The following is a 20,849-nucleotide window of genomic DNA, read 5'->3' as shown; positions in this document are numbered from 1 at the left end:
GTTGCAGCGCCCGCCGGTCTCGCCAAGCGAGCCTTCGCCAATGAGAAGGGCGTTGGCGAGAAGCTGAAGGAAAGCGATCACAGGAAAGAAGGATGAGGAGGTCACGCCACCTCTGAACCGATTCACGCCGCGCTAACTCGCCATATGCTGTGACGTCCTTCGTGACGACGCCGGGCGTCGCCCATTTGTTCGGGCGATATCACCTACAAAAGTCGACGGCGGCATAGTCGCGGAACCAAAGCCTTTGCGTTCGCATTGCCGTCGCTGAACTCGCCGCGGAAATGCCCGACTGGCGGCGTGTGGCCGAGCGCCTGATGGTGGAGGACGATGAGGGACAGTGCGTCGGAGATTGCCGAGATCAGGGATGGCGTTCACCTCTGCATCGACATGCAGAACATTTTCGCCCCCGGCGGGCTCTGGGCGACACCCTGGATGGAGCGCGTCCTGCCGACGATCGCCTCGATTGCGGCGCGCTATCCGGCCAGAACGATCTTCACGCGCTTCATCACGCCGCAGGATCCGGAAGACCGTCCGGGCCAGTGGCAGAGCTATTTCCAGCGCTGGCGCGAGGCGACGCGAAAACATCTTCCGCCATCCGGGCTCGAACTCGTGCCGGCCTTGGCCGGGTTCGTTCCGCCGGCCGCCGTCATCGACAAGCCGGCCTATTCCGCGTTCAGTAATCCGGGTCTTGCGAGCCTACTGATCGAAAAGAACGTCGGCACCGTCGTGATCACAGGCGCAGAGACGGATGTCTGCGTGCTGTCGACGGTCCTGAGCGCCGTCGATCTCGGCTTCAGGGTCGTCATCGTCGAGGACGCGCTGTGCAGCTCGTCCGACGTCGGGCACGACGCGCTCATGACGATGTACCGCACCCGCTTTCACGGCCAGGTCGACCTCGTCACCGCGGAGGAGCTGGCGGAGTTCTGGCGGGACTAGATTCGCTGGACATTCAGACGCAGCGCGTCGGCCGATTCACATAGCCTAATGCACGGGTCATCCGGAGCGGCCAGACTATGCCGGCTGGAAAGGGGGCTGCGATGACGATGGATCGCATTGAACAAGCCTTTGTCGCGACCGCGATTACGGGTTTCCTGGTGATGATGGGAGCGATCATCTGGATGATGATGGGCTAACGGCCGGGAAGGGTCCTGTCTTGCGCGTCGCGCTACCTTACGCCGCGGTTTTCTTGTGCCTGGCGGTTACCGCCTGGCTCGCTTTCGCGCATCTGTTCTGATCGCCTGACCGTCGTCAACCGTGCGGATCGGCGATGAGCGCGGCCAGCCTCCGCGCCATCGCGGCGAGGTCGATCGGCTTTTCCAGAAGCGGCACGTCTTCGAATTCCGGTCCGACTGTGATCTTGTCGTAGCCAGTGGTGAACACGAAAGGCACGTTGCGCGCCCTCAATTCGCGTGCGATCGGAAAGATCATCTCGCTGCGGATGTTCACGTCCAGCACCGCGGCATCCAACATGCTGCCGTCGTGCAGGATTTTGAGTGCGTCCTCGAAATGCCCGGCAGGACCCGCAATCTCCGCCCCGAGCGCGAGGAACGCGTTGCCGATGTCATCGGCGAGAAAATACTCGTCCTCGACAATGAAAATGCGACGCCCGGTGAGAGGTGTACGCTGACCCGACGCCGATATCGCCATGGTGATCCCGCCTCCGCTTCCAGCCCCGTAAGAACGTGAAATCGGGACCCGCCTTGTTTGAAAACGGCGCAATCAAGCCCGAGTTCCATGGGTACATCGTCATCGGGGGCTCGGCGGGAACGCCCCTGGCTCTGAAGCAGATTCTGGACCATTTGCCCCCATCTGCCGGCTGCCGTCATCATCGTCCTGCACATCCGCCGTACGGAGAACGGTATGAAGATTGAGCCCGGCCGGATTTATCAGGCCGCCGGCGGTTGCGGCGCGGCCTATCCACGGCGGCGCAGCCTCTGCTTTCCCGCGACCAGACCGGCGGTAAGGTCGGCATCCCCCCTGAAGCCCGGGACGGGCGCCATGGCTCGGACCATTTCTGGCTGTCATCCGTTGGGATAGCATCTATTTCTGCTATATGCTCGGCGGGACGCGGTTCGCCCGGCCGGTCAATGAAAGCTAGCGAAACCATGCAAGAAGTGGGCGACCAGCCGGTCGGAAGAGCGCGTCAGATCAGGTCCCCGCTGATCATCGGCGTGGGCGCCTCGCCGACCGCTCTGGACAGTATCGAGCGCTTTTTCGCCAAGCTCACCGTTGGGGCCGACCAGGCCGTCGTGCTGGCGCTTCGGCATCATGAGGGGTTGGACGAGCCGCGGTTGCGCGAGATCCTGCAAAACTCGAATGCTCACAAGGTCTTCGGCGTCAGCGACGGCGAAACGATCGAGGGCGGTACGATCTATCTTTGTCCGCCGGCGATGATCACCACGATCCAGGGCGGTCGTTTCGCAATCCGCAAGGCCGAACACGCCCCCGGCGAGCGGCTCACCATCGACAGCTTTCTGGTGTCGCTGGCGGAAGAGCGCGAGCAGGCGATCGGCGTGATCCTGTCCGGCACCGGCGGCGATGGCACGCTCGGCACTGCGACGCTGAAGGATCATGGCGGTCTCGCCATCGTAGAAGAGGTCACGAGCGAGGAGTCGGATCATCTCCAGGAGGCCAACACGCCGGCGGCGATCGCGGATTACGTGCTGCCGCCGCAGGACATTCCGGAGCACATCCAGGTTTATGCCCGCCACCTGCGACGGTTGGACGAGAAGCAGGGAGTCGACGATTTGACCAATGAGGGGCTCAAATCCTCCAACCAGGAGTACCGGTCGCTCAAGGAGGAACTGCAGTCGGTCAACGAGAAGCTGACCACCGTCAACGGAGAGCTGGCGCATCGCGTCCAGGAGTTGACGCGCGCCACCAGCGACCTCAAGAATTTCCTCGAGAGCACGCAGATCGCGACCATATTCCTCGACAACGATTTGCGCGTGATGAATTTCACGCCTGCGATCACCCAGGTTCTGCATCTGGTCGAGACCGATACGGGGCGCCCCATCACCCACATCAAGGCGCGCATCCCGATCGAGGAGCTCTATGACGACATTCGCCGCGTGCTGCGAACGCTGGCGAGCGTCGAGCGCGAGCTGAGCGCGCCCGACAGCGGCACACGCTACATCGTCCGCATCCTGCCCTATCGCAGCATCGACAATTTCATCGCCGGCGTGGTCATCACCTTCATCGACGTCACCGCGATCACCCGCGCCGAGGAGCGGCAGCGCCTGTTGTTGGCCGAGCTCCAGCATCGCGTCCGCAACACGCTTGGCGTGGTGCGCTCGATCGCCCGCCGCTCGGCGGAAACCAGCACGACCGTCGAAGAATATGCCTCCCATCTCGACGGCCGGCTGAACGCCTACGCCCGCACCCAGGCGCTGGTGACACGCGATCCCGAGGGCGGCGTCGACCTCGAATATCTCGTGGTCGAGGAACTTCTCGCCTACAATGCTCGCGAAGGCGAGCAGATGCGGGTCTCTGGGCCCAAGGTGCGTTTCCAGCCCAAGGCTGCCGAGACTTTCGCGCTCGCCCTCCACGAGCTCGCGACCAACGCGCTGAAATACGGCGCCTTGAGCCAATCGACCGGACGCATTGAGATCACCTGGCGCCTTGACGAGAGCACCGAGCCGGCCGAGCTGGTGTTCGAATGGCGCGAGCGCGGCGGTCCGCCGGTCAAGCCGCCGGCACGAAAGGCCTTTGGTATCGAAATTCTGGAGCGTACGCTGGCGTTCGAGTTCAAGGGACAGACCACGCTGACATTCAGCCCGGCCGGGCTACAATGCACGATCACCATCCCCTTGAGCAAGCGCACTTTCCATACGCCGATGGTGGCTGACTGATGTCATTGTCGATGTCCGACCGCAGCCTGGTGGAGCCGGTCGTCCGCCGGCTGAACGTGCTGAGGCCCTTGTCGGAAGAGGCACGTGCATCACTCGAATACGCCGTGCTGGAAGGCCTCCAGCGCGCCAGATCGAGCGAGGATCTGATCACGGAAGGTGATGCCGTCGACAGCGTCCGCGTGGTGCTGTCGGGCTGGCTCTGCCGCTACAAGACGCTGGAGGATGGCCGCCGCCAGATCGTCAATTTCATCTTTCCCGGTGAAAGCTGCGACGCACACGCATTCCTGCTCTCGGTGATGGACCATTCCATCGCGACGATGACGCCGGTCATTTACAGTGAAATCAAGCGCGCGCGCTTCGAGAGCCTGCTGGCCGGGGACCGCGCGCTCGCCGAAGCATTCTGGTGCGAGACCCTCGTCAATATCGCCATCCAGCGCGAATGGGCCATCAATCTCGGCCGCCGCGCGGCAGCGGAGCGCGTGGCCCATCTGTTCTGCGAAATTTTCGAGCGGCTTCGCCCCGTGGGGATGGTCGAAGGCGATTCCTGCGTCATGCCCGTGACGCAAATGGATCTGGCCGATGCCACGGGACTATCCGTGGTTCACCTCAATCGGACTCTTCAGGAGTTGCGCGCGTCGGGCCTGATCACCTTGCGCGAGCGGACCCTGACGATTCCCGACCTCGACGCGCTCAAGGACGCAGCGCTGTACTCGCCGAGCTATCTGCAACTGTATCGAGGGGCTGAAACGACCGATGATGCCAGGCGGGAGCAACAAATCCGGCATAGGACATCTCGGCTACAAGATTAACATAGGTTAGTAGGAAGCGTCTCGGGCCGTCCGCTCGCGTTCAATTGCAGTTGAAAGGGGGGATGTGGCTTTGCGTCTCGCCCATCATGGACAGCAGCCATGCTGCGCCCGGAAAATCAAGGCTCGCCGGGACAACGAGGAGCGCTGATCGCGAACTTTTGCACGGAACAGGCAACCGTTCCACCTCCGGAACGTTAATCTCCCGCCGCAGTGAGGGACTGCGAAACTGAGGAGTGACGAGAACGCAACGACGCGCTCCGCCCAGAAACAGGGAGACGCCTGATGTCGATGCGGCGTCGATTCAAGCAAACGGACCCGCTGGAAATCCGGTTGGCTGCCGAAGCGGAGCGGCTGCGCGAAGAAGCCAAATCGCTTCCGCCCGGCGCGGGCGCGACGAGATGTTGCGCAAGGCGCGTCAGGCGGAAACAGGGTCTCAGATGAGTGAGTGGCTGAGGTCGCCGGGCTTGCAGCCGCCGGACTAATGCAGCCGCGGTTGGAGCGTGCAGCACGTCCGGTTGCACGCGCCGGGAACGGGTTGGATGTCGGCGCGTACCGATGCGCTGATGGCTGATGTCTTGGGCAGAAACCCGAAAAATGAGCACCACGTCCATCGTCCCCGTTGCGTCCGGTTGTCACCCGGCGGTGCCTATCGTCAACGCCGCTTCCGCTTCGCGGCTTTGGTTCGCCGGTTGTAGAGCGAGCGGTTGGCGGGCCGCAGCGAAATCCCTTCGCGCTGCGGCCCGCTGCGAATGGCTGCGACCGGTCGCTGAAGCTTGACGCTCATGACGCCCGTCGGCGTGTTGCCTTTCGCGAGCTGCTTCAGCTTGCTCACGTCCGCAGGCGTCCAGCGCTCGCGCGAGCGGCGCTTGTAGGCGGGATTTGCCTTGCGCGGTCCTTTGCGGCCAATCGGTGAGCCCGGCCGTTTCCCTGCTGCTTTTGCCATGAAGATCCTCCTTCAAGTCGTTCTTGAACAGGCGAATCAGCATTTCGGTTCCGGCGCAATCCGAAACTGCGGTGACGACGCGAGCGCTGCTGCGCTTCGCCGCGGCGAGCAAAATCAGCACTGTTAACTTATTGAAATGCCGGAACCGGTTGGTGCGGCGGAAGCTACAAACACGGCACCCGTCTACCCACGACGAGGACAATGAAGATGGGAAGCATGAAGCACTATCGTGCGTTCCAGATCGAGCCGGACGGGCGTGTGTTCGGATGCATCAATCTCGTCTGCGACAATGACGAGCAGGCCAAGCGCGAAGCCGCCGCGCTCGTGCTGCTGCATCGCATCGAGCTGTGGCGGCTCGACCAGCGCATCGCGCGCTTCGATCTGCCTCAGGAGGTGGTGCGCCAGTAGAGTTATGGGAACCGCACGCAGTGCCCCGGGTTGGTCGGACGGTACCGACTTCGCCAGGAGCCAGCATGACGGACGCCGACATTCGCAAGGGGATGCCGCCCGTCAGGTTGTCGCGCGAGGAGTTCGAGCGGCGTTACCGGAGCCAGTTCGTCGATCCCGCCTTTGCTCCGCTGCAACGCGAACTCGATGCCGTCGTCGGCGCTGCCTGGGACGCTTACAGCCATTCGCGCAAGGCGCCGCTGACGCGCAAGGCGGGCGCGGGCTTCGCCGATCCCGATTACGACATCGCCGTCGATTGGCTGGAGGCGCGCGCCGCCGTGCTTGCGGCGCAGCGTCGGCATGACGATGCCGCCGAGACGCCGCGGATCCTGATCATCAACGGCTCGGCCCGCAGCGAGCACACCTGTCCCGGCGAGATGTCCAAGACCTGGCGCCTGGTCAAGCTGGCCGAGCCGGTCTTCATCGAGATGGGATTTGCCGTCGACATTCTCGATCTGTCACGGCTCGCCTCGGAATTCGGCAAGAATATCCATCCCTGCAAATCCTGCGTTGCGACCGCGATGCCGCTCTGTCACTGGCCGTGCAGCTGCTATCCGAATTATTCGCTGGGGCAGACCGGCGATTGGATGAACGAGATCTACCCGCTCTGGGTCGCTGCACACGGCATCCTGATCGTGGCGCCGGTGAACTGGTATCACGTGCCGGCCGGGCTCAAGGCGATGATGGACCGCATGGTCTGCGCCGACGGCGGCAATCCCGATCCGACCTCGACCCACGGCAAGAAGGCAGCCGAAGCCAAGGCGATGGAGCTGAAGGGCTGGTCTTATCCGCGTCATCTCGCCGGCCGTCATTTCGGCATCGTCGTTCACGGCGATGCGGTCGGCGCCGAGGACGTGCGGCGCGCCTTGTCCGACTGGCTGACAGACATGCAGCTGACCTCGGCGGGCCGCTTTGCCGAGCTCGACGGCTATGTCGGCTACATGGAGCCATACGCCACCTCGCACCGCGAGCTCGACGAAGACGACGAATTCCAGCAGCAGGTGCAGAATGCAGCGCGCGCGCTCGGCAACGCGGTCCGGCTGGCGCGGGGCGGGCGGCTCGAGGAGCCCGGTGCCGGTCTTGCGGACCCAAACCCCAAATGACCAGCGCGACGACCGGAACCTGGAACGAAGCGCGTGGCCCCGCTTTGGTCGAGCGAGTGGGGCGCGCGATTGGAGAGGACGGATGGCTCAATCCGAAGACATGACCCGCTGCATCGGGCTCTGCATGAGCTGCTACCAGATCTGCCTCGGCACCGCGATGAACCACTGCCTCGAGACCGGCGGCAAGCACGTGGAGCCGAAGCACTTCCGCCTGATGATGGCCTGCGCGGAGATGTGCCGGACGGCCGCGCATTTCATGCTGATCAACACGCCGCATCACAAGCACACCTGCGGCGAATGCGCGGAAATCTGCACCGAATGCGCCGAGGATTGCGAGCGGATCGGCGGCATGGAGGAATGCGTCGCGATGTGCCGCTCGTGCGCCCAATCCTGCCGCGCGATGGCGGCCTGAAAGGACAAAGCCCATGCTGGAAGAGAAACTCAAGGAAGCCATCATCGGCGAGCTGCAAAGACAAGCCGCCGACCGGCCCCAAGCGCTCAAGGTTCAAGGCTCGGACGATGTGAAACGCTCGGAGGAGCTGACCGTCAACGGCAAGGTCGACCTTGGCGCCCTGGTCATGGTGATCGCGGGATCAGTGGCCGGCGGCCCTTAGCTCGGTCGTCGACCGGCCGTTTAGCCGTATTCCTCGCCGATACCGTATTCCCGGTAGATCTCCAGCGGATCGAGGTCGGGAAACAGACGGCATTTGGCCTGAGCCAGGTGCAGGCTCACCGCCGCCGGCTCCTTGCCGTTCGAGAGCATCTTGCGGATGTCGTCCATATGCGCGTTCGGCCGGTGCTTTGGCTCGAGCTGCTCCAGCGCGACCAGCGCGGTCGCAAGCGCCTCGGTCAGAACCCAGTCGTCGTGGCCCGTGATTCCCTTCTTCGGCATCGGCAGACCCCACATGTAGCGGTGGTCGATAGTCTATCGCGACTTTCGCCAAATCGCCATTGAGCCGTTGCGGGCGAGCGGCGCGGGAATGGGGCGACGGCGTTCTCCGGCTTGCAATATGGCAGCGTGTGGCTAAAAGGCGGCGAGTTGCGGGGCGAAAGTATCTTTGTTGAAACAAACTTGGCGTAGACGGGCCTGCACGGCATCCAGGCCGGCTGCTCCGGTCTGGCCCCTGATCCCGTAGGCGCGACGATCCGGTTGCGCTACCCCTTCAAGGCTCGAGCCAGCATGGTTTTTCTTAGCTTCGTCTACCGCTTCATCACCAATTTCGCGTTCATGGCGGTGGTCTATTTCAGCCTGAACTTCATGGAGAAGTATCCGAACCGGGCGATCCTGGCGATCCTGGTGCTGGTCTATGCCGCCATGCGCGCAGCCTCGACGCTGCGCGCGTTCTATTTCTTCCAGAAGATCGAAAAGCTGGAGGCCGAGACGCGGCGGCTTCAGGCCCCGATCAATGATGGTTCGGGCGGAACCTCGGCGCGCAAGCAGGTGGTCGCCGACGTTGCGCGGCTGCGGCGCGACGGCGAGCTCAAGTCCTATATGGACCTGTTCTTCCTGGCGTTGATCGTGCTGCTCTGCGTCGCCGCGATCATGCGGCAGTAGGGCTTTAAGCGCGCTTCTTCAGGCTGGCGACCCCGGTCGGACGCGGCGCGGCGGGCTTGGGCGCCGTGGTGTTGGCCTGCGCAGCGTGCTTCGGTGTGCCATGCGCGGCATGTGCCGTCCGCCGTCCCGGCGATTTGGCGGCCTTGCCCTTGGCCGGATGAGGCCTCTCGGCTGCCATGGCCAGCCGCGTCGCGGCGCGCCGTGAGGCGGTCGTCGACAGCAGCACCTCGACCGAGCCCTCGGGAATCGCAAACAGGTCGCGGTCCGGCACGGGCAGGGTGGCCGCGACATTCGCCAGCGCCATGGTCCGGCGCGGCAGCAGTGGCTGATGCTCGGTCTGCGCATTGAGATCGGCAACAGCGGGCGCCGGCAGCGTCCCGGTCTGCGCGAACACGAAATTCGGCACGCGCGGCCAGCGCGCGATCGGCGTCGTCTCGGTCGGCGGATGCAGCAGCCATTCCACTGGCGTCGTCGGTGTGGCCGGCCGATCGGCGGTCGCAGGCACCACATGGACGATGCGATAGCCGCGTGCCTTGAGGTCGCGGATGATCTTCGGCAGCGCCGCCACCGTGCGGGCCTGGATGTCGTGCAGCAGCAGGATGCCCTTGCCCTTGGCCTCCAGCCGCTGGATCGCGAGCTGATAGACCCGGTCGGACGAGACATGGCGCCAGTCGTCGGCGGGGAAATCGGCGCTCCAGACCTGGATGCCGCGCGAGATCAGGTGGTTCTCGACGCCTTCGGCGCGCATCAGGCCGGGAATGCGGAAGAACGGCGCGAGCTTGGACGGATCGGTCATCGCGGCCGAGGTCCATTCGATGCCGCCGTTGATCTCGGCCTCGGCCTTCTCGATCGGCATCCGGTCGAACGTCAGCGGATGGTCCATGCTATGCGTGCCGACGGTGTGGCCCGCCGCCACCAGCTTGCGCACCCCTTCCGGATTGGCCTTGGCCTGGTTGCCGATGATGAAGAAGGTCGCCTTGATGCACTCGTCGGCGAGGATCTGGAGCACCTGGTTGGAATATTTCGGCAGCGGACCGTCGTCGAAGGTCAGGACCACCTCATGGTCCTTCAGTGGCAGCGTTTCGCGATATTGCATGGTGCCGATCAGCGGATGCTCGCGCGGATCGACCACGAGGGTGCGGGAAGTCCCGAGCGCGTCCGGATGGCCGGGACAGTCGGCCGCGAGCGCCGCCGGCGAAGCGGTGGTCAGCAATCCCAACAACAGGCCAAGGGCGCTCCACGATCGCGTCCGCGAAACAACGCTACTTCCGATCATGAACCTTCGTCTGCCCCCATATGCGATGGCCGCCTTAATAGGTCGGAGACGTCTGGAAACCGGTTCAGGCGCAAGAACCCTTTCCCACGACAGGTCCCCCGACCATTTGCATGGGCTAGCATGAACAGAGTGTTAATAGAGCCTAAATCACCCCATTTTGCGCCGGCGTGACATTCCGGCATCAATGCGCGTCGGCATGCTTCTGAACGGCGCCGGCCGGCGCGATGTGAACCACCCGATAGCCATTCTCCCTCAGATACCGCAGGAAGGCCGGCATGATCGCGGCCGTACGCGCCTTGGGGTCGTGGAAGAGGATGATGCCCTTGCCGCTGGCGGCGAGGCGCTCGGTGATGAGCTTCAATTCCTGCTCCGGCGTCATCTCGTTCCAGTCGCTGGCCCAGAGGTCAGCCCCGAACACGACGATGCCGCGCGCCTGGAGCAGGTCGAGCTGTCCTGGCGTTGCCTCGAAATAGGGGAAGCGGAAGAACGGCGTCGAGGGCGTCGTGGTCGACACCCCGTGCAGCGCCATCTCGTCGGCCGCGATGCCGCGGTCGATCTCGCTCTTCGCCTTGTCGAGCGGAAGCCGCGCCATGAACGGGTGCGAGAAGGTGTGATGGCCGATGGTGTGGCCCTCGCTGGCGATGCGCTTGACCATGTCTGGATGCTGGGAGGCGTGCAGGCCGATCAGGAAGAAGGTCGCACGCACGCATTCCTGCGCCAGCGCCGCTAGCACCTTCGAGGTGGTCGGCGGATGCGGGCCGTCATCGAAGGTCAGCACGACCTCGCGGTCGGCGAGCGGCAGCGTCTGCGGAAAGCTCTTCAGGCCCACGCGCGGGGTGGTCTTGGCGTCGACGCTCAGAACGCGCGCGGTGCCGAGCGCGTCCTTGCGCGGGCACTCGGCGGCTTCAAGCGAGGTCGCGCCGATAAGGCCGGCCAGCACCGCGCCCAGCGCCATCGAGGTCCATTCCGGCCGATGCATCTTTGTCATTGCGCTCGCAGTTCGCTTGTGGGTATTGCCTGAGCCGTCAGCCCAGACCATCTGATCCAACCTGTCAAACGGCGAGGCGCGCCATGGATGAACAAATGGACGTTGCCCCTCCCGCTGCGGATTCGGTACTCGAGCACGTGCCGATGCGCAATGAAGACGGCGAAATTCGGCACGAATTCGTCGAGGAGATCGCGCATGCGATCGAGGCCGCAGACTCCGCACAGCTGCGCGCGATCGTCGCCGAGCTGCACGAGGCCGACCTCGGCGACCTGATCGGCGCATTGCAGCCCGACGACCGGGTCCGCCTGGTCGAGCTGACCGGGCGCGACTTCGACTTCTCCGCGCTGAACGAGGTCGACGAGGCCGTGCGCGAGGAGATCCTCGAGGAACTGCCGCCGGAGACGGTCGCAGAAGGTGTCCGCGAGCTCGAATCCGACGACGCGGTCGAGCTGCTGGAGACCCTCGACGCCGAGGATCAGGAGGAAATTCTCGAGAAGCTGCCGCTGCGCGAGCGCGTCGCGCTCGAGCGCAGCCTGCTGTATCCGGAAAATTCCGCCGGCCGCCGGATGCAGACCGAGTTCATCGCGGTGCCCCAGGACTTCACCGTGGGCCAGGCCATCGACTACATGCGCGAGACGCCGGATCTGCCCGACCGCTTCTACGAGATCTACGTCGTCGACAAGGACCAGCACTGGCAGGGCGCGGTGCCGCTCGACGTGCTGCTGCGCGCGCGCCGTCCGGTGCCGCTCACCGAGCTGACCGACGAGGACCGCCGCCGCGTCTCCGTCCTGGAGGACCAGGAGGAGGTGGCGCGCATGTTCGGCAAGTACAATCTCGTCGCAGCGCCCGTGCTCGACACCCAGGACCGCCTGGTCGGCGTCATCACCGTCGACGACGTCGTCGACGTCATCGAGGAGGAGGCGGACGAGGACCTCAAGGCGCTCGGCGGCGTCACCAGCGACGAAGAGCTGTCGGACACGTTTCTCACCATCGCCCGCGGCCGCTTCAACTGGCTGCTGGTCAACCTCGCCACCGCGTTCCTGGCGTCCTCCGTGCTCGGCCTGTTCGAAGGCCAGCTCGAGAAGATGGTGGCGCTCGCCGTGCTGGCACCGATTGTGGCGAGCCAGGGCGGCAATGCCGCGACCCAGACCATGACGGTCGCCGTGCGGGCGCTCGCGACCCGTGAGCTCGGCTCCTTCAACGCCTGGCGCGTGGTGATCCGCGAGAGCCTGGTCGGCCTCGTCAACGGTCTCGCCTTTGCCGTGATCACGGGGATCGCGGCGGTGGCCTGGTTCAAGATCCCCGGCCTCGGCATCGTCATCGGGCTTGCCATCATCTGCAATCTCGTCGCCGGCGCGCTCGGCGGCATCCTGATCCCGATGGCGCTCGACCGTGTCAGGGCAGACCCGGCGGTGGCGTCCGGCACCTTCGTCACCACCGTGACCGACGTCGTCGGCTTCTTCTCCTTCCTCGGTATTGCGACGCTCTGGTTCGGGTTGAAGTAGGAGGTAGTTTGAGGCGCCGCGCTCTGTCCCCGTCATTGCGAGCGCAGCGAAGCAATCCAGAAACCCTCCGCGGTGGCAGTCTGGATTGCTTCGTCGCAAGAGCTCCTCGCAATGACGGGGTGGGCACGGGGGGCTCCTCACTCCCTGTCCCGGGCGCGCCGCGTCCGGGGCACGAGACCTCGGTATCTTTAATCCGAACTTAAGCGACCTGCCGCATCATCGTCCGCGCTTGGGGGAATGAGCATGCGGTTGCGGCTGAAGGCGGACGGGCGGATCGTCGAATTGCGGGACGGGCAGGAATTTCCGGTCCGGCCGGCGGCCAATGCCGCGTCGGGCGACACCGGCCCGCTCGCGGTGCGCGATTTGCGCCGCCGCGCCCGTCTCACCCAGATGGAGTTCGCCGCAAAACTCGGCGTCCCCGTCGAGACCATCCGCAATTGGGAGCAGGGCAAGCGCGCCCCGCGGGGACCGGCCCGCGCGCTGCTCGCCGTGATCGCGCATGCACCGGATACGGTGTTCCAGGCGCTCGCCAAGGTCTGATGACCAAGGCCTGACGCCAAGAGCTCGACGCGAACCTCACGTTAGCATTGCGCTGAATATCTGGCCGAACGGCCGCGGGCTTCCGTTGGCAGTGACATGGGCCGGGTCCATAATGACGCCTGGTTGATTTGGGGCTGCCCGCAACAGAGAGGATTCCTCATGCTGTTCGTCGAGGCCAATGGTGCAAGGATTCCGGCGATCGGGCTCGGGACCTGGGAATTGGACGGCCGGCCGGCCGCGCGCGTGGTCGAGCAGGCGCTGCGGCTCGGCTATCGCCACATCGACACCGCGCAGGTCTATGACAACGAGCGCGAGGTCGGCGACGGCTTGCGGTCCTCGGGCGTGCGCCGCGACGACATCTTCCTCACCACAAAGGTCTGGACCAATCATTTCGCGCCCCACGATCTCGAGCGCTCGGTCAAGGAGAGCCTCGCCCGCCTGCGGCTTCCCTCCGTCGATCTGTTGCTGCTGCACTGGCCGAATTCGCACGTGCCGCTGGCGGAGACGCTTGGAGCGCTATCGCATGCGAAGACGATGGGCCTGACCCGCCATATCGGCGTTTCCAATTTCACGGTGGCGCTGATCGAGCAGGCGGTGGCGTTATCGCCCGAGCCGCTCGCCTGCAACCAGGTCGAATATCACCCTTATCTCGACCAGGGGAAGGTGAGGGCGGCTTGCGACCAGCATGGTCTTGCCCTCGTCGCCTACAGTCCCATCGCCAAGGGTCGCATCAAGACCGACCAGACGCTCGCGGAGATCGGCCGCGCCCATCGCAAGACGCCGGCACAGGTGTGCCTGCGCTGGCTGGTGCAGCAGAATGTCGCTGCGATCCCGCGCACCTCGCGCGTCGAGCGCCTGTCGGAAAACATCGAGATCTTCGATTTCGAGCTGTCGGAGGACGAGATGAGCCGGATCGCCGCGCTGGCCCACCCCAAGGGCCGCCTGACCGATTTCGGCTTCGCGCCGAAATGGGATTGAGGGGGGCCCGGGGTATGCTAGGACCAGCGCGGCAACCCGAAGTCAGTCGATGGAACTGCGGAATATCATACGGACGGACATCGCGGCGTCGGCGATCGCGCATCTGACGCTGGTGGCGCTGATCATCCTGATCAGCGAGGTCCATCCGTTCCACGCCGCGGCGCCCGAGACTGTTTCGGTCGACATCGTCACGCCGGAGCAGGTGAAGGAAGAGATCAAGGAGCAGGAGACGAAGGAGGCGGCAAAGGAGAAGCCGCCGGAGCCGACGCCCGACCTGAAACTGCCGAAGCTGGATTTCACCGACAAGTCGGATGCGGCGGCCAAGCAGCAGGCCGCGCCATCGCCATCACCGCAGGCTTCGCCCGAGCCGCAACGCTCCCCGCAACAGCAGCCTTCGCCTTCACCAAAGCCGCGCGAGGCCAACGCACAGCCGCAACAGCCTCCGCCGCAAGCCCAGCCTCAACCGATACCGCAATCGCTGCCACAGGCGATGCCGCAGCCGCCGATGCAGCCGCCGCCGTCACAGGCGATGCAGCAGCCCCAGGGCGCGCCGCCGCCGGCCTACCAGGCGCCGGAGCCTGACGTCACCGTCAAATACGGCGTCATGCTGGGCCTGCCGCCTGCATTGCCGACGGAGCTGCCCAAGGACACTCCCAAGGACGACGGCGGCGACGCCAAGGATTCGATCGCCGCCAAGCTGCCACCCGAGGTCATCGCCGAGCTACGCCGTCACCTGAAAAGCTGCGCCAAGCTGCCGGCCGGGGTCGCGCCGACCGACAACATCCACATCAAGCTGCGTACGGTGCTCGCCACCGACGGCACACTGGCGCGCGAGCCGATCCTGATGGCGGCCCCGCCATCCGCGAAGGGCGTCGCCCTGGTGAAGTCCGCAATGAGCGCGCTCCAGAGCTGCCAGCCCTACAAGATGCTGCCGGCCGCCTTGTACGGGGAATGGAAGGTGTTGGATTTGCCGTTCAGCCCAAAGGACTTCGGATCGTAGCGTGTGGTCGTGTAGCCCGGACGGAGCGCCCGGCATCTCGCATCGTCCCGGATTACGCTGGCGCTCCATCCGGGATGCGGGATTTTGCTGTGTCGCCCCTCAGTCAATCCCAGCTCGCAAAAATATTCCGCTTTACCGAAATTCGGAATTGGCGTATGTGTCGCCCATCCCGGCTCACCCTTGAGGGGCGATCATGTGTCGTGATGATCGCAGAGCCGGGCTGCGGTGGACGCGGCAGCGTCGGGCGCGAAAGCTGCGGGCAGGGCGGATTGCTCTCCGTGAGCCCTAAAGTTTCGCGCAGACGGACGGCGCTGTCAGGTTCGTCGCGCCAGCATTTCGATGGCAACGTGCACAACGCCGTCGAACCCTGTGGCGCAGGCGAACCGCGCGTACGGCAAAACCGTGTGGTCCTGGCCGTCGTTGCTACGGTCAAGCCCTGGCGGATGCGGCATTGGCGTCAACCGGCGCGGTGCCGGCGACTTTCGCCGGGGTGAGGGAGGCCAGAAGGAATTCGGCTCCCGGGAGAGCGCGGCATAAGCCGTCCAACCACTGTGCAGGGAAGGCCGTGTGTTGGGCTTCACCTGTATGCTGCTGTGCGGTCTTCTCTGCGTGTGCTTTTCGCGCAGCGGACCGCGGGTGCCAGCCGGCACCCGGCCTTCCCTGCGCCCTCTTGGTTTCAAGGGGGGGAGAGATCAAGCAAAGCTCGGGCGAAATCCGTCGCGAGAATGCGAAGGCGTGTCTGCAACGCAGATGCGAATTGGAGAACGACGCCATTGCCCCTTTGCTCCGTCATTGCGAGGAGCCCTTGCGACGAAGCAATCCAGAATCTTGCCGCGGAGGGATTCTGGATTGCTTCGCTTGCGCTCGCAATGACGAGCCTGTGGCACGCGCACGCCACAAACTCGCTGTCATCGCCCGGCTCGACCGGGCGATCCAGTACTCCGAGATACTTGTGATTGAACCGAGAGGCCGCGACGTACTGGATTCCCCGCCGGAGCCTGTCATCGGGCTCGCCGAAGGCGAGACCCGGTGGCGGGGAATGACAGTGGCATTTGGAGGACGACGGCAGCGCCCCTTGCTCCGTCATTGCGAGGAGCCCTTGCGACGAAGCAATCCAGAGTCTTGCCGCGGAAAGACTCTAGATTGCTTCGCTCCCCTCGCAATGACGACGTGGAGAAAGCGTGCGCGATACTTTGCCGTTGCTGCGCGGACGCCTCAATGACCGCGCTTCTTCTCCTCGTCATCAGCCACCACCTCCGGCGCCATCGCCGCCCAGGCGCTGGACGCGAACTGCCGTCGCCAGGTCACGACCACCACAGCCGCCGTGGTCACGAACAGCAGCCAGGGGCTGACGAACCAGCCGAGATAGCCGAGCGCGAAGAAGAAGGCGCGCTGGCCGCGGTTGAAATGACGGCCGGCGGATTCGAACAGGCGCGAGGTGCGGATGACATGGGCTTCGGCCTCCGCCGTGTCGCGCTGGGAGGCCGGCGGCATGCCGCCGAACAGGATCGCGACGTAGTTGAACAGGCGATAGGCCCAGGCGAACTTGAAGAAGGCGTAGACGCAGATCAGCACCAGCCCGACGCATTTCAGCTCCCACAGTGCGGGCGAGGGGCTGAGGTCGATCGGCAGCTTGCTCAGAATGGTGATGGCGTCGTTGGTGGCGTGCAGCAGCGCCAGTGCGCCGCCGAGCGCGAACAGGCTGGTGGAGGCGAAGAAGGCGGTGCCGTTCTGGAGCGAGGCCATGATCTGCATGTCGACCATGCGCGTGTCGCGGTCGAGCAGCTGGCGCACCCAGACCTCGCGATAGCGGTTCATGCGCGCCGACAGGCTGTCGCGGCCATAGGCCGAATGCTCCAGCGTCAGCGCGTAGGCCAGCCATTCGATGATGAAGAAGCCGACGGCGGTGATGTCGACCCAGTGCCTGCTCATGTCCTTCTCCTCGCGGGCGGCAACGATTGCCACGCATGGCGAGGCGCGGCAACGATTGATTGGCGGCAGGCGATGGCGTTAAAAGCAGCTCGCTTCTGGACGTCTCGGGAAGGACTGATGACATGGCTGCGCTGAAACTTGCGATCGGCAACAAGAACTACTCGTCATGGTCGATGCGACCCTGGCTCGCGCTCCGCGCCAACGACATCCCGTTCGTGGAGACGCTCATCCCGCTCTACACCGACAATCCCGCGGACAAGGAGCAGATCCTGTCCTTCAGCCGCGCCGGCAAGGTGCCGGTGCTGGTCGATGGCGACATCACGGTGTGGGATTCGCTCAGCATCATCGAATATATCGCCGAGCGCTACCCGGAGAAAAAGCTGTGGCCCGATGATGTCGCCGCGCGCGCTCATGCCCGTTCGGTATGCGCCGAGATGCATTCCGGCTTCATGGCCTTGCGCAACGAATGCGGCATGAACCTGCACCGCCCCGTGCGCCCCGCGACGCTGTCGGCGGACGCCAAAGCCAATATCGCGCGCGTGCAGGAGATCTGGCGCGAGTGCCGCACGCGTTACGGCGCCAAGGGACCGTTCCTGTTCGGCCGCTTCAGTGCGGCGGATGCGATGTACGCACCGGTCGTGCACCGCTTCCGCACCTACGCGATCGAGGTCACGCCCGAGACCAAGGCCTACATGGACACGATGCTGGCGCTGCCGGCGTTCCAGGAATGGACCCGGGACGGGCTCGCCGAAACGCTTCGCATCGAGAAGTTCGAGGACGCCTGATCGCTGGTCTGGCGGCTTCGCTCATCGGCCTGCGGGCCGGCGGCGGTCAGGCCGCAATGGACCCGCGGCCATGGCGCAAGGGGGGAGCTGCGACACCAACTGCGACACGCCGCGTGAACGGCGGCTCCCGCGGTGTCATCAGGCCTGCAGTTTGTCCCGCTATCGTTATGAAATAGCGGCAGAATTCGCGCGATTGCCATGCCGGTTTGCGCTGGCCAAACCGGCGGGGCTCGTGCTATACGACGGCCCGGGTTTCCGGCCGGCCATCGCAGTGGGACACTGGGCGAGGCAGGCGCTGTTTGAGTAATGGAGAGGGTGTTGAAGCACAAATTCCCCGTGGGAACGCGCGTCTTGTTCACGGCCAGCAATGTCGCGCGACCGGCTGCCAGCGGCGCGTATGAGGTCATCCGTCTGCTGCCGACCGAAGGCGACGACTGCCAGTACCGGATCAAGAGCTCGACCGAAGCCTTCGAGCGCGTTGCCAAGGAAAGCCAGCTCGCGCTCTCCTGAAGGCCCGACGCTACCCGCGCATAGGCGCCTCCCGGGAAGTTGTATCCTGTCGCCGTCAAAAGGCCCGCTTCACCTTCCCAAGGTGGGTGGGGGCAGTTGCCGACTCGCGGTGCTCGCTTTGACCATCCGCTCTTTGCTCGCGTGAGGGGACGTCGCGCATGAACTGGGCATGGGCCACTTCGCTCGACCAAATCTGGCACTCGCCGGCCTTCCCGATGTGGATGACGCTGGTGGCTGCTGGATTCTTCGGGCTGATCCTCCTCATCACCCTGCAGCGCGCCGACCGGTCGGTCGCCAATGGCGCGCTGACCGTGATTACGCTGCTATCCATCGCGATCGCCGGAGCGGCCACCGTGCGCGTCTATGGTCCGGAGGGGCAGGCCACCCCGGGCGAGGCGCGCGCGCAAGGAGCGGTGACGGCGAGCTTGCCGGCGCTGTCCTGTCTCGACGATCTCGCCGGCGATGCCGTGGCCGTTGGCTGCGAGAAGGCGCTGTTCGGCGCGCCTGACGCAGCCGCTGCGGCCGTCTCCTACACCGCCGCCAGGATCGACCGGCTGACCGCGCTCGGCGAGGTCGCCACGGCCGAGAAGAGCCTGACGCTGGACATGAAGGTGCTGCGCAAATCGCTGGAGCGTGATCGCTACGGCCTCGTCGCGCATGTGCTGGTCGCGCGCGACGGCTGCACGCAGTTCGATTGCGCTGCGTTCCGCTCGCTGACCGACCAGCAACAGGTCGTCGCCAACATGAATTCCCATCTCTACGATACGCTGGTCGCGCGCTATGCGCCGACCTGGAACGCGCCCGCAACGGCGCCGGCGATGCCGGCCAGCGCCGCGCTTGCCGGATTGCCGCCGTCGGTGCCGACGGGCAAGCCGACCAATGCCGAGTTCCCGAGCGCCTCGTCGACGCCGCCGGTCAGCATCATGAATCCGGAGCCCACAGCGACGACGCGCCCGGCGGCACCGCCTGCAAACGCGGCAGCAGCGCGCGCGCCGGCCGCGACCTCGGCGCAGGCCGCAGTTCCCGCGGCACCGGCTGCCAAGAAGCCGCCGGCGCCGAAGGCTGCGCGTGCCCCAGCTGCCGCGCCGGTTCCGCTTGCGCCGCCGCCCGCCGCGGCGGCTGCGCCTGCGGCTGCGGATAACGAGTAGATCGGCATTCCAAATGCGCTGCTGCCCGGCTAATGCTGGGGCATGCCGTTACATCTGATCAAGCTCGCCGTCGGCTGCGACTCCGTCAAGGAATTGAAGGAGTGGGTCGCCGAACGGATGCAGACCGCCAAGAAGAAGGGTCTGCCGCAACGTCACATCCACATCACCCGCATGGTGCCCAAGCGCGACGCCGAGATCCTGGCGGGCGGGTCGCTCTATTGGGTGATCAAGGGCGAGATCGCTGCGCGGGAGAAGATCATCGGCATCGAGCCGTTCCGCGACAAGGACGGCATCGGACGCTGCCGGATCGTGATGCAGCCGAAGGTGATCTCGGTGTCGCCGCGGCCGATGCGCCCGTTCCAGGGCTGGCGCTATCTCACCGATGATTCCGTGCCCGCCGATCTCGGCAAGTCCGCCGCTGGCTCGATCGCGGCGATGCCGGAGCCGATGCGGCGCGAGCTGCGCGATCTCGGGCTGCTCTAAACCGCGATATTGTCGATCAGCCGGGTCGTGCCGAGCTTGGCCGCGACCAGGATCCGCAAGGGGCCGTCCTTGCGCGAGGTGACCGGTGCCAGCGTCGCGGCATGGCGGGCTTCGAAATAGTCGAGCGCGAAACCGGCCGCCTTGATCATCTCGGCACCGCGGGCCATCGCGGGCGCGATCGCTTGGCCGGCACGGATGCGCGCGGCGCTCTCCTTCATGGCGCGGTAAAGCGTGATTGCGGTCTGCCGCTCCTCGGCCGAGAGATAGACGTTGCGCGAGGACATCGCGAGCCCATCGCGCTCGCGCACCGTGCGGGAACCGATGACCTTGACGCCGAGGTCGAGATCCCGCGCCATCTGCATCACCACCCGCAGCTGCTGAAAATCCTTCTCGCCGAAGATCGCGACATCCGGCCGGCATTGCGTGAACAACTTGCCGACGACGGTGGCGACGCCGCCGAAGAAATGCGGCCGGAAGCGGTCCTCGAGCCCGGCCAGCGCCGGCCCCTCCGGCACGATGCGGGTGGCGAAGCCTTCCGGATACATGGCCTCGACGCCGGGGTGCCAGACGACATCGACATCCTCGGCTGCGAGCTTGGCGATGTCGGCCTTCCAGGTTCGCGGATAAGCGCCAAAGTCCTCCGTCGGAGCGAACTGAGTCGGATTGACGAAGATCGACACCACGACGCGGCTCGCGCGCCGCCTGGCGAGGCGAACCAGCGACACATGCCCGTCATGGAGCGCCCCCATGGTCGGGACCAGCGCGATCGTGGCCTTTCGCTTGCGGAGATTGTCGATGGCGCGCCGCAGGGCGGGGACCGTGCGGGCGATCAAGGGGCTTGGTGACATCAGGACTCGACGGGGTTGGGAATCAGTGCGGGTGAGGGCTGGCGTCCGGCTGGCTAACCTTAACAAGCGACGATCGTGGACGCCATGCATCCGGACGCGGCACAGCATCCCGCGCAAGGCCGCGCAGGATGTCGCGATATTGCGAGCT

Annotated in this window: 23 protein-coding genes and 1 pseudogene; 17 read left to right on the top strand and 7 right to left on the bottom strand. The window is 65.1% G+C overall.

Annotation, left to right across the window (positions count from 1 at the left end; genetic code table 11):
• The first annotated feature begins 327 nt into the window (after positions 1-327).
• Positions 328-936, top strand: coding sequence for a cysteine hydrolase family protein (locus tag BLV07_RS22405; RefSeq protein ID WP_091889603.1), 609 nt, complete (start codon positions 328-330; stop codon positions 934-936).
• A gap of 312 nt (positions 937-1,248) precedes the next feature.
• Here BLV07_RS22405 and BLV07_RS22400 read toward each other — a convergent pair whose 3' ends face one another.
• Entirely contained in the window at positions 1,249-1,647 is a 399-nt protein-coding gene (locus BLV07_RS22400) for a response regulator (protein WP_091889601.1), read from the bottom strand.
• 440 nt (positions 1,648-2,087) lie between these two features.
• On the opposite strand from BLV07_RS22400, the gene BLV07_RS22395 reads away from it, so the two are divergent.
• The 3 genes and pseudogenes from BLV07_RS22395 (at position 2,088) to BLV07_RS48930 (ending at position 5,142) form a co-directional block, all read left to right on the top strand.
• Positions 2,088-3,851: a chemotaxis protein CheB gene (locus BLV07_RS22395; RefSeq protein ID WP_502690202.1), complete on the top strand. Its 1,764-nt coding sequence runs from the start codon at positions 2,088-2,090 to the stop codon at positions 3,849-3,851.
• Positions 3,851-4,660, top strand: a complete 810-nt coding sequence (locus tag BLV07_RS22390) for a Crp/Fnr family transcriptional regulator (RefSeq protein WP_091889598.1) — start codon at positions 3,851-3,853, stop codon at positions 4,658-4,660. Before BLV07_RS22395 ends, BLV07_RS22390 begins: the two co-directional genes overlap by 1 nt.
• A 282-nt stretch (positions 4,661-4,942) precedes the next feature.
• Positions 4,943-5,142: pseudogene (locus tag BLV07_RS48930) on the top strand (hypothetical protein).
• Between the two features lie 170 nt (positions 5,143-5,312).
• Here the strand turns inward: BLV07_RS48930 and BLV07_RS22380 are convergent.
• Positions 5,313-5,603, bottom strand: a complete 291-nt coding sequence (locus tag BLV07_RS22380) for a hypothetical protein (RefSeq protein WP_091889596.1) — start codon at positions 5,601-5,603, stop codon at positions 5,313-5,315.
• A 216-nt stretch (positions 5,604-5,819) separates the two neighbouring features.
• Between BLV07_RS22380 and BLV07_RS22375 the strand changes: the two genes are divergently transcribed.
• The 4 genes from BLV07_RS22375 (at position 5,820) to BLV07_RS22360 (ending at position 7,767) form a co-directional block, all read left to right on the top strand.
• Positions 5,820-6,011, top strand: coding sequence for a hypothetical protein (locus tag BLV07_RS22375; protein ID WP_244551174.1), 192 nt, complete (start codon positions 5,820-5,822; stop codon positions 6,009-6,011).
• Positions 6,012-6,076: 65 nt separating this feature from the next.
• The gene (locus BLV07_RS22370; protein WP_091889594.1) at positions 6,077-7,153 is read left to right on the top strand and encodes a flavodoxin family protein; all 1,077 of its coding nucleotides are present in this window, start codon (positions 6,077-6,079) and stop codon (positions 7,151-7,153) included.
• A gap of 82 nt (positions 7,154-7,235) precedes the next feature.
• A complete protein-coding gene (locus BLV07_RS22365; protein ID WP_091889592.1) occupies positions 7,236-7,565 on the top strand; it encodes a four-helix bundle copper-binding protein in 330 nt (109 codons plus the stop codon).
• Positions 7,566-7,578: 13 nt separating this feature from the next.
• On the top strand, positions 7,579-7,767 hold the full coding sequence (locus tag BLV07_RS22360) for a hypothetical protein (protein ID WP_091889590.1): 189 nt from the start codon (positions 7,579-7,581) through the stop codon (positions 7,765-7,767).
• Positions 7,768-7,787: 20 nt separating this feature from the next.
• Here BLV07_RS22360 and BLV07_RS47700 read toward each other — a convergent pair whose 3' ends face one another.
• Positions 7,788-8,045 carry a hypothetical protein gene (locus BLV07_RS47700; RefSeq protein WP_212092892.1) on the bottom strand — a complete coding sequence of 86 codons (258 nt, stop codon included), beginning with the start codon at positions 8,043-8,045 and terminating at the stop codon, positions 7,788-7,790.
• Between the two features lie 288 nt (positions 8,046-8,333).
• Between BLV07_RS47700 and BLV07_RS22350 the strand changes: the two genes are divergently transcribed.
• Complete coding sequence (locus tag BLV07_RS22350) at positions 8,334-8,708, top strand: hypothetical protein (RefSeq protein WP_091889588.1); 375 nt, start codon at positions 8,334-8,336, stop codon at positions 8,706-8,708.
• Between the two features lie 4 nt (positions 8,709-8,712).
• Here the strand turns inward: BLV07_RS22350 and BLV07_RS22345 are convergent, their stop codons facing one another.
• Together BLV07_RS22345 and BLV07_RS22340 are read right to left on the bottom strand one after the other, a co-directional pair.
• Positions 8,713-9,984 (bottom strand): polysaccharide deacetylase family protein, encoded by a 1,272-nt coding sequence (locus BLV07_RS22345; RefSeq protein ID WP_091889586.1) that lies wholly within the window; start codon positions 9,982-9,984, stop codon positions 8,713-8,715.
• 181 nt (positions 9,985-10,165) lie between these two features.
• Positions 10,166-10,939, bottom strand: a complete 774-nt coding sequence (locus BLV07_RS22340; protein ID WP_091889816.1) for a polysaccharide deacetylase family protein — start codon at positions 10,937-10,939, stop codon at positions 10,166-10,168.
• A gap of 116 nt (positions 10,940-11,055) precedes the next feature.
• On the opposite strand from BLV07_RS22340, the gene mgtE reads away from it, so the two are divergent.
• The 4 genes from mgtE (at position 11,056) to tolA (ending at position 14,995) form a co-directional block, all read left to right on the top strand.
• On the top strand, positions 11,056-12,477 hold the full coding sequence (gene mgtE / locus BLV07_RS22335) for a magnesium transporter (RefSeq protein ID WP_091889584.1): 1,422 nt from the start codon (positions 11,056-11,058) through the stop codon (positions 12,475-12,477).
• 237 nt (positions 12,478-12,714) lie between these two features.
• Positions 12,715-13,017, top strand: coding sequence for a helix-turn-helix domain-containing protein (locus tag BLV07_RS22330; protein ID WP_091889582.1), 303 nt, complete (start codon positions 12,715-12,717; stop codon positions 13,015-13,017).
• A 159-nt stretch (positions 13,018-13,176) separates the two neighbouring features.
• Positions 13,177-13,995, top strand: a complete 819-nt coding sequence (locus BLV07_RS22325) for an aldo/keto reductase (protein WP_091889580.1) — start codon at positions 13,177-13,179, stop codon at positions 13,993-13,995.
• A gap of 49 nt (positions 13,996-14,044) precedes the next feature.
• Positions 14,045-14,995: a cell envelope integrity protein TolA gene (gene tolA, locus BLV07_RS22320; protein ID WP_091889578.1), complete on the top strand. Its 951-nt coding sequence runs from the start codon at positions 14,045-14,047 to the stop codon at positions 14,993-14,995.
• Between the two features lie 1,215 nt (positions 14,996-16,210).
• Here the strand turns inward: tolA and BLV07_RS22305 are convergent.
• The gene (locus BLV07_RS22305; RefSeq protein ID WP_091889813.1) at positions 16,211-16,927 is read right to left on the bottom strand and encodes a DUF599 domain-containing protein; all 717 of its coding nucleotides are present in this window, start codon (positions 16,925-16,927) and stop codon (positions 16,211-16,213) included.
• A gap of 122 nt (positions 16,928-17,049) precedes the next feature.
• Between BLV07_RS22305 and BLV07_RS22300 the strand changes: the two genes are divergently transcribed.
• From BLV07_RS22300 to BLV07_RS22285, 4 genes are all read left to right on the top strand, one after another.
• Entirely contained in the window at positions 17,050-17,712 is a 663-nt protein-coding gene (locus BLV07_RS22300; protein ID WP_091889574.1) for a glutathione S-transferase family protein, read from the top strand.
• 306 nt (positions 17,713-18,018) lie between these two features.
• Complete coding sequence (locus BLV07_RS22295; RefSeq protein ID WP_085969273.1) at positions 18,019-18,222, top strand: hypothetical protein; 204 nt, start codon at positions 18,019-18,021, stop codon at positions 18,220-18,222.
• 158 nt (positions 18,223-18,380) lie between these two features.
• Positions 18,381-19,370, top strand: coding sequence for a hypothetical protein (locus BLV07_RS22290; protein WP_091889572.1), 990 nt, complete (start codon positions 18,381-18,383; stop codon positions 19,368-19,370).
• A gap of 42 nt (positions 19,371-19,412) precedes the next feature.
• The gene (locus BLV07_RS22285) at positions 19,413-19,853 is read left to right on the top strand and encodes a DUF1489 family protein (protein WP_091889570.1); all 441 of its coding nucleotides are present in this window, start codon (positions 19,413-19,415) and stop codon (positions 19,851-19,853) included.
• On the opposite strand, the gene panC is transcribed toward BLV07_RS22285, so the two are convergent.
• Positions 19,850-20,701, bottom strand: coding sequence for a pantoate--beta-alanine ligase (gene panC, locus BLV07_RS22280; RefSeq protein ID WP_091889568.1), 852 nt, complete (start codon positions 20,699-20,701; stop codon positions 19,850-19,852). The two genes, BLV07_RS22285 and panC, sit on opposite strands and share 4 nt — an antisense overlap.
• Between the last annotated feature and the right edge of the window lie 148 nt (positions 20,702-20,849).

It is taken from the genome of Bradyrhizobium sp. Rc2d, assembly GCF_900099855.1.
Classification (GTDB): Bacteria; Pseudomonadota; Alphaproteobacteria; order Rhizobiales; family Xanthobacteraceae; genus Bradyrhizobium.
The sequence above is the reverse complement of the archived record's forward strand: the minus strand, read 5'-3'. Positions and strand labels throughout refer to the sequence as shown.

Bases quoted from the DNA above. Each gene is read 5' to 3' on its own strand.
- BLV07_RS22340 (WP_091889816.1), bottom strand. From the start codon at position 10,939: ATGGCGCTGGGCGCGGTGCTGGCCGGCCTTATCGGCGCGACCTCGCTT.
- BLV07_RS22370 (WP_091889594.1), top strand. From the start codon at position 6,077: ATGACGGACGCCGACATTCGCAAGGGGATGCCGCCCGTCAGGTTGTCG.
- BLV07_RS22360 (WP_091889590.1), top strand. From the start codon at position 7,579: ATGCTGGAAGAGAAACTCAAGGAAGCCATCATCGGCGAGCTGCAAAGA.
- BLV07_RS22350 (WP_091889588.1), top strand. From the start codon at position 8,334: ATGGTTTTTCTTAGCTTCGTCTACCGCTTCATCACCAATTTCGCGTTC.
- BLV07_RS22375 (WP_244551174.1), top strand. From the start codon at position 5,820: ATGAAGCACTATCGTGCGTTCCAGATCGAGCCGGACGGGCGTGTGTTC.
- BLV07_RS22285 (WP_091889570.1), top strand. From the start codon at position 19,413: ATGCCGTTACATCTGATCAAGCTCGCCGTCGGCTGCGACTCCGTCAAG.
- mgtE (WP_091889584.1), top strand. From the start codon at position 11,056: ATGGATGAACAAATGGACGTTGCCCCTCCCGCTGCGGATTCGGTACTC.
- BLV07_RS22400 (WP_091889601.1), bottom strand. From the start codon at position 1,647: ATGGCGATATCGGCGTCGGGTCAGCGTACACCTCTCACCGGGCGTCGC.
- BLV07_RS22330 (WP_091889582.1), top strand. From the start codon at position 12,715: ATGAGCATGCGGTTGCGGCTGAAGGCGGACGGGCGGATCGTCGAATTG.
- BLV07_RS22365 (WP_091889592.1), top strand. From the start codon at position 7,236: ATGGCTCAATCCGAAGACATGACCCGCTGCATCGGGCTCTGCATGAGC.
- BLV07_RS22380 (WP_091889596.1), bottom strand. From the start codon at position 5,603: ATGGCAAAAGCAGCAGGGAAACGGCCGGGCTCACCGATTGGCCGCAAA.
- BLV07_RS22390 (WP_091889598.1), top strand. From the start codon at position 3,851: ATGTCATTGTCGATGTCCGACCGCAGCCTGGTGGAGCCGGTCGTCCGC.
- BLV07_RS22325 (WP_091889580.1), top strand. From the start codon at position 13,177: ATGCTGTTCGTCGAGGCCAATGGTGCAAGGATTCCGGCGATCGGGCTC.
- panC (WP_091889568.1), bottom strand. From the start codon at position 20,701: ATGTCACCAAGCCCCTTGATCGCCCGCACGGTCCCCGCCCTGCGGCGC.
- BLV07_RS22300 (WP_091889574.1), top strand. From the start codon at position 17,050: ATGGCTGCGCTGAAACTTGCGATCGGCAACAAGAACTACTCGTCATGG.
- BLV07_RS22395 (WP_502690202.1), top strand. From the start codon at position 2,088: ATGAAAGCTAGCGAAACCATGCAAGAAGTGGGCGACCAGCCGGTCGGA.
- BLV07_RS22290 (WP_091889572.1), top strand. From the start codon at position 18,381: ATGAACTGGGCATGGGCCACTTCGCTCGACCAAATCTGGCACTCGCCG.
- BLV07_RS22295 (WP_085969273.1), top strand. From the start codon at position 18,019: ATGGAGAGGGTGTTGAAGCACAAATTCCCCGTGGGAACGCGCGTCTTG.
- tolA (WP_091889578.1), top strand. From the start codon at position 14,045: ATGGAACTGCGGAATATCATACGGACGGACATCGCGGCGTCGGCGATC.
- BLV07_RS22305 (WP_091889813.1), bottom strand. From the start codon at position 16,927: ATGAGCAGGCACTGGGTCGACATCACCGCCGTCGGCTTCTTCATCATC.
- BLV07_RS47700 (WP_212092892.1), bottom strand. From the start codon at position 8,045: ATGCCGAAGAAGGGAATCACGGGCCACGACGACTGGGTTCTGACCGAG.
- BLV07_RS22405 (WP_091889603.1), top strand. From the start codon at position 328: ATGAGGGACAGTGCGTCGGAGATTGCCGAGATCAGGGATGGCGTTCAC.
- BLV07_RS22345 (WP_091889586.1), bottom strand. From the start codon at position 9,984: ATGATCGGAAGTAGCGTTGTTTCGCGGACGCGATCGTGGAGCGCCCTT.